The organism is Xanthobacter autotrophicus (assembly GCF_029991245.1).
Taxonomy (GTDB): Bacteria; Pseudomonadota; Alphaproteobacteria; order Rhizobiales; family Xanthobacteraceae; genus Xanthobacter; species Xanthobacter autotrophicus_C.
Genome location: NZ_JAIVFO010000004.1, coordinates 24,853 through 37,350, shown reverse-complemented (window position 1 = coordinate 37,350; position 12,498 = coordinate 24,853). Strand labels below are relative to the sequence as shown.

Sequence of the window (12,498 nt, the reverse complement as noted above, 5' to 3'; positions counted from 1 at the left end):
TGCATGTTGCGTATGTCCCTGTTGCTTTGCGTGGCGTCGGTTCTCAGCGGATGCGCATCGCTGTCCTATCCCTTGCCCAAGTGCGACGGCTACGCACGCCGGCCGCTCAACCGCGCCATGTGGCAGTGGGAGGGCAGCGCCGGTGTGAAGGCGCAATCTGACGCTGCGCCTCTGGTGCCGAGCCGTGCAACGGCATTTGCCGATGAGCGGCCGACATCGCCGCCTGGTCCGTTTGCGTATCTTGACGTCGCAGGTTCCTACCGATCTTGCACGGGGCGGGGATGATGGTGACCAACGACAGCCTCAAAAGCTATTTTGAGAAGGCGCGGCGGTTCGATCAGGACCGGATGATCCGAGCGGAGCGGTCGGCACGGGTCGCCTGGTTCGTGGCGATCTGTGCCAGTATCCTGGCGGCGGCCGCGGTCTTCGCGGTCGCCGGCCTGACCCCGCTGAAGACCGTTCAGCCCTTCGTTGTCCGGGTCGACAATTCCACGGGCATCGTGGATGTGGTCTCGGCGCTGACCTCGACGGCGGGAGCCTACGACGAGGCCGTCACCAAATACTTCGCGGCGCGATACGTCCGGGCACGGGAAGCCTATGTCTGGAGCGAGGCGGAAGAAAACTTCCGCACCGCTTCCCTGCTGTCCACCCAGGCGGAGCAGCAGCGCTTCGCCGCACTTTACCGCGGGAGCAACCCGGAATCGCCGCAGAATATCTATGGGCGCAAGGCCACCGCCCGGGTCAACATCGTCTCGATCTCGTTGATCAATCCGCATGTGGTGTCGGTCCGCTACATCCGCACGGTCACCCGCGGAGAGGATGTGCGCACCACCCATTGGGTGGCGACGCTGACCTTCGCCTATGTCAACGCGCCCATGTCCTCGACGGATCGCCTGGTCAATCCCCTCGGGTTCGTCGTGAGCGAATACCGGGCCGATCCGGAGGCCATCAATTGAAGCGCGCCGTACTCTTCGCCGCAGTGGTCTCGGTGTGCCTCGCCTCAGCCGCACAAGCGCTCGAGACGCCCTCCAGCGCGCCTCAGGACAACCGGGTTCGATTCGTTGATTACGAGCCCTACAACATCACCAGGATCGTGGGCTCGCTGCGCTCTTCGGTTCAGGTGGAGTTCGCCGAGGACGAGGAGATCGCCCATGTGGCGCTCGGCAATACGGTCGCCTGGGAGGTCGCGCCCGCCGGGAACATCCTGTTCCTGAAGCCGCGCGAGAACCAACCCGTGACCAACATCTCGGTGGTGACAACGCGGCGCAATGGGGCAACGCGCAGCTATCAAATGGAGCTCACGGTGCGCGACGGCTCGGTCGCCTCGGGTCAGCCCACCTATTTCTATGTGAAATTCCGCTATCCGGCCGACGATGCGGAGCGCAGGCGCCGGGACGCAGCCGCGCGGGCACAGGCAGCCCAGGCCGGTTATGCCGACAAGGTGCTCACCTTCCACGAGCAATATGGCCCGCGAAACTGGCGCTATTCGGCGCAGGGCTCCCCCGCCCTCGAGCCCGAAGCGGTCTACGACAACGGCAAGCTCACGACCTTTGCCTTCACCGGCAATCAGGAGATGCCGGCGATCTACATGGAGAGCTCGGACGGGACCGAGAGCCTCGTGCCGAAATCGGTCGAGGGTGACCTAGTGCTCGTCCAGGCCATCAGCCGCAAGTTCATCCTGCGACGCGGTGGCGACGTGCTCTGCATCTTCAACGAGGCCTATGACCAGGTCGGGATCAACCCGGGTACCAACACGACCTCTCCCTCGGTTGAGCGGGTTGTGAAGCCACAAGCGGCGCCCAGAGCGCAATAGGGGCTGGCGATGGCGGACGAAATTGATAACGGCGTGCCGGGAGAGCGAGGGCAGGCAGTCACCGGCCGGCGGCAGGATAATCCGCTGCTAAAGCGCGGCGCCGTGGTGCTGGCCGTCATCGCATTCGTCGCCTTTGCCATGTGGTCGATGCGAGATCGAGGACCGCCGACGGACGCCGAGAAGCCGGAGCGTGTCGTCATCCGGCAGACGACGGATTTCGAGCCAGCCCGTCAGCCCGCACCCCCGCCCGCAACCGCGCCGGAGGTGAAGTTGCCGACACCAGTCGTCGCACCGCAATCTGCCCCGCCGGAGGATCCGATGCTCGATGCCGCCCGTCGCGCCCCGGTGATGGCGTTCGGCGCACAGCGCGGCTCACAGAATCGGCCACAAACTGCCGGCGTTCCGGCCGACGCCAGCACCAGCTATGTGCCGCCAAATGCCGCTCGCGGCAGCTTCAACGGTCCCGGCGAGAACGAGGACCAGCGCTTCGGCCGGATGATGACGCCGACACGCCTCGAAGGGTCACGCGCCGGCACGCTGGGAAATCGAGACTTCATCATCGCCATGGGCACGTCGATCCCCTGCATCCTGGAGACCGCCCTATCCTCTGACCAGCCGGGCTTCGCCAGCTGCGTCATCAATCGCGACGTGCTGTCGGACAACAGCCGCGTCGTGCTGATGGAGAAGGGCACACAGGTCATCGGAGAGTATCGCGGCGGCCTGCGCCGGGGACAGGCTCGCCTCTTCGTGCTGTGGAATCGGGCCAAGACCCCGAAGGGCATCATCATCACGCTCGCCTCGCCCGCGACCGACGCTTTGGGCCGGGCCGGCATGGACGGCTATGTCGACACCCATTGGTGGGAGCGCTTCGGCAGCGCCCTGCTGCTTTCAATTGTCGGCGACGCCGCCAACTACGCACAGGGCCAGCTCCAGCAGGGGGACATTCAGGTGCAGAACAGCGCAAATGCCGGCCAGCAGGCGGCCGCCATCGCCGTCGAGCAGTCCATCAACATTCCGCCGACGCTGGAGAAGCACCAGGGCGAGATGGTCTCCATCTTCGTCGCCCGCGACCTCGACTTCTCCAGCGTCTACGGCCTGCGCGTCACCGAGCCTCGCAACACGATCTACGATCGCGGCGTGCTCGGAGACTTCAGTCGCCGCTCCACGCTGGTCACGAAATAGGCGAGGGGAGGGGATGAGCGATGCCGCCGACGTCGGCGTTGTCCGTGAGCTGCTCTCTCCCCTCGGGCACTTTCTGAAGGACGAGTCGCTTTATGAGATCGTGATCAATCGCCCAGGCGTAGTGATGACTGAGGGTCCCGGTGGATGGCGCACGCACGACGCGCCGGCACTCACCTTCGAAAAGCTGATGCGCCTTGCGCGCGCCGTCGCCAGCTACTCGCACCAGGCCATCGACGAGGCCCACCCACTCTTGTCCGCCACGCTGCCAGACGAACACCGCATCCAGATCGTCATTCCGCCCGCCACCACGAAGGGCACGGTGAGCATCACGCTCCGCAACCCCTCGGCGGTGACGCTGACGCTCAGCGATCTAGAAACAGGGGGCCTCTTCTCGGAGGTTAGCCCGCTAGCCGACGAGCTCTCCCCCACCGACGTGCGGCTGCTCGGCCTCTACCAGGCCGGAAGCTACATGGCCTTCCTCCGGGAGGCTGTTCTTGCCCGGAAGAACATCATCATCTCGGGAGCGACGGGGTCGGGCAAGACGACGCTCTCAAAGGCATTGATCCAACAAATCCCGGAGGACGAGCGCCTCATTACGATCGAGGACACACGAGAGCTCGTGATCCCTCAGGATAATCACGTACGGCTGTTCTATTCCAAGGATGACCAGGGACTCGCAAAGGTCGGCCCGAAGGAGCTCCTCGAGGCTTCGCTGCGCATGCGTCCGGACCGCGTCCTGCTCCAGGAGCTTCGAGACGGAACGGCGTTCTATTACATCCGCAACGTGAATTCCGGCCATCCGGGCTCGATCACGACGGTGCACGCGAATTCAACGCGGCTCGCGTTTGAGCAGCTCACCCTGCTCGTCAAAGAATCCGACGGCGGCCGCGACCTGGAGCGCGGCGATATCCGGGATCTGCTGAAGATAGCAATCGACGTCATCGTTCAGTGTAAGCGAATAGGTGGGCGCTTTCGGGTGACGGAGGTCTATTTCGACCCACACCGGCATCATGGAGAAGATGAATAACTTTTATTGCGGGGGAGTACATGGGCGCGTTGCTAAATCAAGTTCCGGACGGACGCGACCCACTCTTCAGTTGTACGTGGCAGGGGCCGCCACCTACTCGATGGGGATCACTTACCACCCTCATCGGTTCCACCGCTGTGAAACCACGTTCCATCACTTTTTTTTCATCAGACTGGTGCAATCTGCCAATGAGGCAAATGGCTCGACCTTGACTGGAATCCATAATATCGCCGTTTCCTTGATATCATCAACTTCTACTAGATGCCCTTCTATAAGTGTTTTGATCGCATACGAACTTATTAGATCACCGGACTCAACTCGTATCATAATCATATTCTCAATCGCCTTCAGCTTTGCTTTCCCCACTTCAAAATTAAGGACATAACTGTCGTCATACAAAACTATTGATCCAAATTGTGCGAGTTGGCCACACAGAATGTCCACAATCTCAGTCGGTCGATTGTGGTAAAACGATGCCTCTGATAGGAAAACAGACACAGGTAACACTCCACTATCCAACTGACACACTAATTTTATTAGCCACTCGATCGTCGTAACGAAAGCTCTCGAAACACTGTCCGCCGACGTCCATTGGAGAGATCGTTCTGATTCAGGCTCGTCTTTGCAAAATGCCCGGATGCTATTGGATTGACTCCAACTCTTGGAACCCTCGGTTTCGCGCTGTGATGATGGCATCGGGGTCAGCGCGCCAGATGAAGGGCTTTGGGGTCTGGTTGTGTTCTCCGATGAAGCGGTTGATGGCTGCCTGGAGATCGACGACGGACCGGAAGACGCCATTCTGCAGCCGGCGGCGGGTCAGGATGGCGAAGAAGCCCTCGACCGCGTTCAGCCACGAACTGGACGTGGGCGAGAAGTGGAACGTCCAGCGCGGATGGCGATCAAGCCAGGCCCGCACCTTGTCGTGCTTGTGGGCGGCGTAATTGTCGAGAACGACGTGGATCAGCCTGCCGGCCGGGATGTCGCGCTCGAAGGCGTTGAGGAAGCGGATGAACTCCTGATGCCGATGGCGCTGCATGTTGCGTCCGAATACCGCGCCGGTCAGGACATCGAGCGCGGCGAACAGCGTGATCGTGCCGTTGCGCTTGTAATCGTGGGTCAGGGTGGCGCCGCGGCCTTTCTTCAGCGGCAGTCCGGGCTGGGTACGGTCGAGCGTTTGGATCTTCGACTTCTCGTCGAGGCTCAGCACCAGGGCATGGGCCGGCGGGCTGACGTAGAGCCCGACCACGTCGTTGAGCTTCTCGGCAAAGGCGGGATCGTTGGAGAGATTGAACTGCCGCCGGCGATGCGGGGCCAGGCCATGGGCCTTCCAGATCTTCTGCACCGTGGAGACCGCCAGCCCCGCGACCTTGGCCATGGCCCGCGTGGTCCAGTGGATGGCCTCATGGGACGGCGGCTTCAGCGTCATGGCGACCACGGCCGAGGCCCTGTCTGCCGCCACCGGCGGCTGGCCCGGCGGCCGCGTCTTGTCGCGCAGCAGCCCTTCGACGCCTTCCGCCATGAAGCGGGCCTGCCAGCGCCAGACGTTGATCTTCGCCGTGCCGGTCTCAGCCACGACCGCATGGGTGCCGACGTCGTCCGCGCTTATCAGCATGATCCGGGCGCGCCAGACGTGTTTCCGGGGCGTATTGCGATCCGAGACCGGAACGTCAAGCCGCCGACGGTCGGACTCATTGAGGATGAATATGATCCCGTTGCGCATGCGCCAGCTCTCCCAGATCACCCTCTCAATCGTCGTCGTTGTCGTCCCGCCCGTGGCGGATGCGCTCAAGGCTGGCGGGGTTGTATTTGGCCCTGAGGCGCGCGCCCTGCCCGTTGGTCGCCCGGACCTTGTAGCAGCCGTCGTCGGAGCGAATGGACAGGACGGTCCAGCCCTCCGCCTCGAGCTTCTTCTGGAGCACGTCGCGGGGCTGCCAGTCGGCGAGGGGCACAGTGCAGTCGCGGTCGGCCGCCGCCGGCCCTGCGGCGAGACAGACGGCGAGCAGGCAGCCTGCAAGCCATGTACTTTTCACCTTGTCGCTCTCCTCCGCACGCCCCGCGCTCAGGTAAAACACGCGGAGCTGACGCCCACCTGAACGCCGGGATACATTCTGCCGCCCCATCATCAACCGGCCGCGCTAAGATCAGGGGCCGATGAGTTTGACTCACCGGCCGCAGGTGCAAGCCCGCGCGGCGCTTGAGCGAGCCCCTCTCGGCAGCGGTCAAAGACAAAAGGCCGTTGGTATAAGTTGGCGTGCCGAGGTGACAGATGCGTATCCTGCTGGTCGAAGACGATCCCGTTCTGGGCATGGCCGTGCGTGACCAGCTGGTCGCGGACGACCATTGCGCCGATTGGGTGACGCGCCTCGACGAGGCCGGCGCCGCCCTTCACGCCGCCGCCTTCGAGCTCGTCCTGCTCGACCTCATGCTGCCGGACGGCCGCGGCGCCGACTTCCTGAAGCGGCTGCGCAGCGCTGGCGACGTGACGCCCGTCATGGTGCTGACCGCGCGCGACCAGATCTCCGATCGCATCGCGGCCCTCGACGCCGGGGCCGACGACTATCTGGTGAAGCCGTTCGACCTGTTCGAGCTGAGCGCCCGCATCCGCGCCGTGGGCCGGCGCTATGCGGGCAATCCCAACCCGCTCGTCACCCTCGGCGACATCGAGGTCGATCTCGCCGCCCGCTCGGTGCGGCGGGCGGGGCGCGTGGTGGCGCTCACCGCCCGGGAATGGTCCCTGTTCGAGGCGTTCGTGCAGCGGCCGCACCAGCTCATGTCGAAGCCGCAGCTGGAGGAACGGCTCTATTCGTTCGACGCGGAGGTGGAGAGCAACACCATCGAGGTCTATATCGCCCGCCTGCGCAAGAAGCTCGGCGCCGACATGATCGAGACCGTGCGCGGCATGGGCTATCGCCTCGGCACGCCGGGAGCGGGGGCGTGAGCGGCCCTCGCCAGTCCCGCCGGTGGAGCCTGGGCCGGCGCCTCGGGCTGTGGCTCGCGGCCTCGGTCGCGGCGCTGTGGCTCGCCGCGGCCACGGTGGCGGGACTGGTGCTGCGGCACGAGATCGGCGAGGTGTTCGACAGCGCGCTCCAGGAGGTGGCGCAGCGGGTGCTGCCGCTGGCCTATTCCGAGCTGCTCTCCCGCGAGGCCGGGGACGCCCCGCAGCACATGGCGCCCATCGGGGTCCATCGGGAGTACATCACCTATGTGGTGCGCGATGGCGCGGGGCGCGTGCTGCTCCAGTCCAGCGACGCGGAGCTGATGGCGATCCCGCCGGGCCTTGCCCCGGGCTTCCACACCACCGATCGGCTGCGCACCTACACCGAGGCGGCGGTGCGCGGCACCATCGTTGTCACCACGGCGGAGGAACTCGGCCACCGCGCCGCCGCGGTGCGGCGGGCCGTGATGGCGCTGATCTGGCCCCTCGTCGCCTTGGTGCCCATCGCGCTGGCCGGCGTCTGGCTCTCGGTCCGGCTGTCGCTCAAGCCGGTGCTGGCGTTCCGCCGGGCCATCGCGGCGCGCGGCCGCGGCAATCTCACGCCGGTGTCGGCGGACGGCCTGCCGGAGGAGATGGCGCCCGTCGCCGCCTCGGTCAACGCGCTGATGGAGCGCCTGCGCGGCGCACTGGAGGCGGAACGGGGCTTCACCGCCAACAGCGCCCACGAGCTGAGAACCCCCATCGCCGCCGCGCTGGCGCAGACCCAGCGCCTGCTGGCCGAACTGCCCGAAGGCGCCACCCGCCAGCGGGCGCGGGACGTGGCCGGCGCGCTCCGGCGCCTGACCCGCCTCTCCGAGAAGCTGCTGCAACTGGCAAAGGCCGAAGGCGGCGGCCTGCTGGCCGAGCATCCGGCGCCGCTCGGCCCGGTGCTGCGCCACGTGATCGCCGAACTCGACCACCAGACCGAGCGGGGCTCAGACCTTGTGGTGGCGATCCCGCCGGACGGCGGCCCGGTCAGCGATCTCGACCCGGATGCCTTCGCGGTCCTCGCCCGCAATCTCATCGAGAACGCCCTGAAGCACGGCGCGCCCGAAACCCCCATCCATGTGCGGCTGAGCGCTGACGGCTTCGAGGTCGCCAATCGCGGCCCGGTGGTGCCGGCCGACCGGCTGGCGGCGCTGCTGCGCCCGTTCGAGCGGGGGCCGACCCAGGCCGAGGGTTCCGGCCTCGGCCTCGCCATCGCCGCCGCCGTGTGCCGTGGCGCCGGGCTGAGGCTCGATCTCGCCTCGCCGATCCCGGGGGAGGCGGACGGCTTCCAGGTCACCGTGCGCTTTCCGACCGCGATCCTGACGGGAAGCTGAACGTAATAGCGCTCGCGCTTCAGGTCGCCGTCAGGTGCACGCACGAGGGTGAGCCCGGTCAACACCAACCAGCCGGGAGGCATCCATGAAAACGCGCACCCTGATCGGAGCGGCTCTCCTTTTGTCCACCACGGGCATCGGCATCGCCCTGGCGGCGTCGGACCTCCATTCCCTGTCGCTGTCCGGGCACGAGCGGCACGAGCGCCGGGAGGCTTCCGGCCCGGACGGCGCCATGCGCTTTGCGGACTCGAAGTCCGAGCACAAGCGCGATGGCGCCCACAATCGCCGTCACCGCGAGGATGACGACGACGATGATGAGGACGACGACCGCCGCGGCGGTCGCAACGCCCTGCCCCAGACCGGCCCCGCCGATCCCAGCGCGCCGGTGCCCGACAACGGCCTCTTCAACGGCAAGGCCCGGCCCAAGGTCGAGGTGCAATGAGCCCCTCCCCGCTTTTCCCTTCCAGGAGCCGACCGATGAAATTCGTTCTCCCCGCCGTGGCCGCAACCGCCGCGCTGGTGGCCCCCACCCTCGCCGAAGCCAGGCAGGTCACCTTCGAGACCGCGCTGAAGCGCTACGGCGGCAATGGCGCCTACGTGGTGCTCTACGTCACCGACGCCGCCGGGGCCTACAAGGGCACCTTGTGGATGGCCGGCGGCAAGGCGAAATACTACCGCCACCTCTCCGACTGGCAGCGCGCCTCCGGCGGGCGGGCGACCGAGATCGACGGCATCACCGGCGCCAGCATCGGCTCCGGCAAGACGCTGAAGATCACCCTCGACCTCGCCGACGCCATGATCGACGCCGGCTACAAGGTGCATGTGGATACCTCGGTCGAGGACGGGATGGACAATCCCTCCGAGGTGGTGGCGCCGCTCGCGGCCGCCGCGTCCGGCAAGCCTTTTGCCGGCAAGGGCTACGTCAAGTCCCTCACCGTCACCTTCTGACCGAAACGGACATCAACATGCTGCGCCGTCTTCATGGGCTGCCGGGCGTCGTGCTGGCGCTCGGCCTCACGGTGGTCGCCGTCACCGGTGCCGTGCTCTCGCTTCAGCCGGCATTGGACCGCGCGGCGGCTCCAGCGGTGCCTGCGGGCACCAGCGTCGCGGGCCTCGCGGCGCAAGTCGCCGCGCGCCACCCGGGCATCAGCGCCATCCGCCAGCGGCCGGATGGCAGCCTCACGGTGGCCTTCGACGACGGCGACGCGCGCGGCGTGGAGCGGGTCGATCCGGCCACCGGCACGGGGCTGGGACCCTATCAGGTGCCTGAGACCACGCGCTTCATCACCAGTCTCCACCGCTCCTTCCTGGCCGGCGACGCGGGCCGGGCCGCGGCCGGGCTGGGCGCGCTGGCCATGCTGGCGCTGAGCGTGTCTGGCATGCTGCTGCTCGCGCGACGGCTCGGCGGCGCGGGGGCGCTGCTGCGGCCGATCCGCGGCACGCCGGCCCAGCGCTGGCACGGCGAACTGGGGCGGCTGGCCGTCGCCGGGCTGGTGCTGTCCTCCCTCACCGGCCTGTGGATGTCCGCCGGCACCTTCGGCCTCATCCCCGAGGCGCAGGGGATTGCCCCCGCCGTCACCGCGAGCGGCGGCACGCCGGCGCCGGTGGGCACCCTCGCCGCGCTGCGATCCGTGCCGCTGGCGGAGCTGCGCGAGCTGAGCTTCCCCGATCCCGCCGATCCCACCGACATCTTCACCCTGCGCACCGCCGCCGGCGAGACGCAGATCGACGCCGCCACCGGCGCGGCCCTGGCCTTCGCCCCGGCCACCGGGCTGGAGCGGATCAATGATCTTGTCCGCACCCTCCACACCGGGCGGGGCGCGTGGCTGCTCGGCCTGCTGCTGGGGCTCTCCTCGGCCGCCGTGCCGATGCTGGGCGCCACCGGCATCATCCTGTGGGCGCGCCGGCGGGCGGCCCGTCCGCGCTTCACCGCGAATGCGCCCGCGCGCGGCGCCGATACGGTGATTCTCGTGGGCAGCGAAGGCAATTCCACCTGGGGCTTCGCCGGCACCCTGCATGCCGCCCTTACTGCCGCCGGGCACCGGGTGCACATCGCCGCCATGAACGAGGTGGGCGCGGCACATCTTGCCGCCGACCGGCTTCTGATCCTCACCGCCACCTATGGCGAAGGCGATGCGCCGGCCTCGGCCAAGGGCTTCCTGTCCCGCCTCGCGCGCGTGCCGGGGCGTCCGCCGGTGGCGGTGCTGGGCTTCGGCGATCGCAACTTCCCGCATTTCTGCCGGTTCGCCCAGGAGGTCGCCGACGCGCTGGAGGCCAAAGGGTGCCCGCGCCTCTTGCCGCTGAAGCGGGTGGACCGGCGCTCGGCCCAGGAATTCGCCCAATGGGGGCAAGACCTCGGCGCCGTGCTGGGGCACGACCTCACGCTCTCCCACGTGGCCGAGCCGCCGAAGACCGTGCCGCTGGTGCTCGCCGGGCGTGAGCTTTATGGCGAGGCGCTGGGCACGCCGGTGGCGATCCTGCGCTTTCAGGCCCCGCGTGATCCGCGCACCGGCACGCCCGGCCGCCTGCCGGCCTTCGCGGCGGGGGACCTGGCGGGGATCGTGCCGCCGGGGGACACCATGCCCCGCTTCTACTCGCTCGCCTCGTCCACCCGCGACGGGGTGCTGGAGATCTGCGTGCGGCTGCGGGAAGGCGGGCGGTGCTCCACCTTCCTGCACGCGCTGGCCCCGGGTGGCGCGATCAACGCCTTCATCCGCGAGAATCCGGCGTTCCGCCCGGCGGCGGGGCGCGCGCCGCTGATCCTGATCGGCGCCGGGGCCGGCATCGGGCCGCTTGCCGGCTTCGTGCGCGCCAATGCGGCGGGGCGGCCCATGCATCTCTACTGGGGCGGGCGCAGCGCCGCTTCCGATTTCCTGTACGAACATGAACTGGCCCAGCATCTGGCGGAACGGCGCCTGACCTCCCTCAAGACCGCCTTCTCGCGGGATGTGGAAGGGGGCGCCTATGTCCAGGACCGGATCGCCGCCGATGCGCCGCGCCTGCGGGAACTGCTGAAGCAGGGCGCGCAGATTCTGGTGTGCGGCGGCCGCGACATGGCCGATGCGGTGACCCGCGCCTTCGAGCCGGTGGTGCGCCCGCTCGGCCTCGATCTTGCCACCCTCAAGTCGTGCGGGCGCTATGTCGAAGATGTCTACTGAGGCCCCGCATCGCCACGCCCTGAGCGGCCCCGCCATGGGCTCGCGCTGGTCGGCCGTGTTCCATGCGGGCGGCGATGTGGACGAGGCGGCGCTGACCCACCGCCTCCAGGGCGCCGTCGAGCGGGTGGAGCAGCAGATGTCCACCTGGCGCCCGGAGTCGGATCTGGAGCGGCTCAACGCCGCGCCGGTGGGCGCCTGGGTGCAGATCCCCCGCGAACTGGCGCATGTACTCGCCACGGCCCTGGAGATCGGCCGCCTGTCGCAGGGGGCGTTCGATATCGGCGTGGGCGATCTGGTCCAGGCCTGGGGCTTCGGCGGCGGCGCGCGCGTGCCCGATGGCGGGCGCATCGCCGCGATTGCCGGCCGTCCCTCGTTCGAGCCGCCGAAAACTCTTCAGCTCGATCCGGCCGGCTGTCGCGCGCGCCGGCTGGCGCCGTTGCGGCTTGACCTCTCCGGCATCGCCAAGGGCTTCGGCGTGGACGAATTGGCGCGGGAGATGACGGCGGCGGGCCTGTCCTCCTGGCTGGTGGGCATCGACGGCGAGATGCGGGCCGAGGGCACGAAGCCCGATGGCCGCCCCTGGACCATCGCCCATGAAAAGCCCACGCCGGGGGAGCGGGAGATTCTCGGCGTGCTGGAGCTGTCCGGCGCCGCCGTCGCCACGTCCGGCAGCTATCGCCACCAAAGGCAGGTGGCGGGGCGGGCGGTCTCGCACACCATGGACCCGTTTCGCGGCGCACCGCTGGAGAACGACCTTGCCGCCGTCACCGTGCTCAGCGAGACCTGCATGGCGGCGGATGCCTGGGCCACCGCCTTGATGGTGCGCGGGGCGAGTGAGGGCCCGGCGCTCGCCCGCCGCCTCGGCCTCGCCGCGCTGTTCGTGCAGACCGATGGGAAGGTGGTGTCGACGTGGCCATGCAGGTAAGGATGATTGGGACGCGGAAGCACTCCAATACCGAGAAGGAAACGACCAAGGAGGGGCATGTGGCATCTTGAACGATACGGCATTTTGCCGTAAATGA

14 protein-coding genes are annotated in these 12,498 nt (G+C 67.6%); 11 read left to right on the top strand and 3 right to left on the bottom strand.

Annotation, left to right across the window (positions count from 1 at the left end):
• Positions 1–3 precede the first annotated feature (3 nt).
• The 5 genes from K9U41_RS01765 to virB11 are packed head-to-tail and all read left to right on the top strand — an operon-like array spanning position 4 to position 4,022.
• Positions 4–285, top strand: coding sequence for a hypothetical protein (locus K9U41_RS01765; RefSeq protein WP_282639138.1), 282 nt, complete (start codon positions 4–6; stop codon positions 283–285).
• The gene (locus K9U41_RS01760; protein WP_282639177.1) at positions 285–956 is read left to right on the top strand and encodes a virB8 family protein; all 672 of its coding nucleotides are present in this window, start codon (positions 285–287) and stop codon (positions 954–956) included. The genes K9U41_RS01765 and K9U41_RS01760 overlap by 1 nt, the downstream gene beginning before the upstream one ends.
• Complete coding sequence (gene virB9, locus K9U41_RS01755) at positions 953–1,813, top strand: P-type conjugative transfer protein VirB9 (protein ID WP_282639137.1); 861 nt, start codon at positions 953–955, stop codon at positions 1,811–1,813. Before K9U41_RS01760 ends, virB9 begins: the two co-directional genes overlap by 4 nt.
• Before the next feature lie 9 nt (positions 1,814–1,822).
• The gene (gene virB10, locus K9U41_RS01750; protein ID WP_282639136.1) at positions 1,823–2,995 is read left to right on the top strand and encodes a type IV secretion system protein VirB10; all 1,173 of its coding nucleotides are present in this window, start codon (positions 1,823–1,825) and stop codon (positions 2,993–2,995) included.
• A 13-nt stretch (positions 2,996–3,008) separates the two neighbouring features.
• Positions 3,009–4,022 carry a P-type DNA transfer ATPase VirB11 gene (gene virB11, locus K9U41_RS01745; RefSeq protein WP_282639135.1) on the top strand — a complete coding sequence of 338 codons (1,014 nt, stop codon included), beginning with the start codon at positions 3,009–3,011 and terminating at the stop codon, positions 4,020–4,022.
• 153 nt (positions 4,023–4,175) lie between these two features.
• Here the strand turns inward: virB11 and K9U41_RS01740 are convergent, their stop codons facing one another.
• From K9U41_RS01740 to K9U41_RS01730, 3 genes are all read right to left on the bottom strand, one after another.
• A complete protein-coding gene (locus K9U41_RS01740) occupies positions 4,176–4,529 on the bottom strand; it encodes a hypothetical protein (protein WP_282639133.1) in 354 nt (117 codons plus the stop codon).
• Positions 4,530–4,662: 133 nt separating this feature from the next.
• Positions 4,663–5,742, bottom strand: coding sequence for an IS630 family transposase (locus K9U41_RS01735; RefSeq protein ID WP_282639132.1), 1,080 nt, complete (start codon positions 5,740–5,742; stop codon positions 4,663–4,665).
• 25 nt (positions 5,743–5,767) lie between these two features.
• A complete protein-coding gene (locus K9U41_RS01730; RefSeq protein WP_282639131.1) occupies positions 5,768–6,052 on the bottom strand; it encodes a PepSY domain-containing protein in 285 nt (94 codons plus the stop codon).
• A gap of 236 nt (positions 6,053–6,288) precedes the next feature.
• On the opposite strand from K9U41_RS01730, the gene K9U41_RS01725 reads away from it, so the two are divergent.
• The 6 genes from K9U41_RS01725 to K9U41_RS01700 all read left to right on the top strand — a co-directional run bounded on the left by K9U41_RS01725 (position 6,289) and on the right by K9U41_RS01700 (position 12,401).
• Positions 6,289–6,960 (top strand): response regulator transcription factor, encoded by a 672-nt coding sequence (locus K9U41_RS01725; protein WP_282639130.1) that lies wholly within the window; start codon positions 6,289–6,291, stop codon positions 6,958–6,960.
• Positions 6,957–8,318: a sensor histidine kinase gene (locus K9U41_RS01720; protein ID WP_282639129.1), complete on the top strand. Its 1,362-nt coding sequence runs from the start codon at positions 6,957–6,959 to the stop codon at positions 8,316–8,318. Before K9U41_RS01725 ends, K9U41_RS01720 begins: the two co-directional genes overlap by 4 nt.
• Before the next feature lie 85 nt (positions 8,319–8,403).
• Complete coding sequence (locus tag K9U41_RS01715) at positions 8,404–8,760, top strand: hypothetical protein (RefSeq protein ID WP_282639128.1); 357 nt, start codon at positions 8,404–8,406, stop codon at positions 8,758–8,760.
• Between the two features lie 35 nt (positions 8,761–8,795).
• Positions 8,796–9,266, top strand: a complete 471-nt coding sequence (locus tag K9U41_RS01710; RefSeq protein WP_282639127.1) for a DUF2271 domain-containing protein — start codon at positions 8,796–8,798, stop codon at positions 9,264–9,266.
• A gap of 17 nt (positions 9,267–9,283) precedes the next feature.
• A complete protein-coding gene (locus K9U41_RS01705; RefSeq protein WP_282639126.1) occupies positions 9,284–11,476 on the top strand; it encodes a PepSY domain-containing protein in 2,193 nt (730 codons plus the stop codon).
• A complete protein-coding gene (locus tag K9U41_RS01700) occupies positions 11,457–12,401 on the top strand; it encodes an FAD:protein FMN transferase (protein ID WP_282639125.1) in 945 nt (314 codons plus the stop codon). The genes K9U41_RS01705 and K9U41_RS01700 overlap by 20 nt, the downstream gene beginning before the upstream one ends.
• The last annotated feature ends 97 nt before the right edge of the window (positions 12,402–12,498 follow it).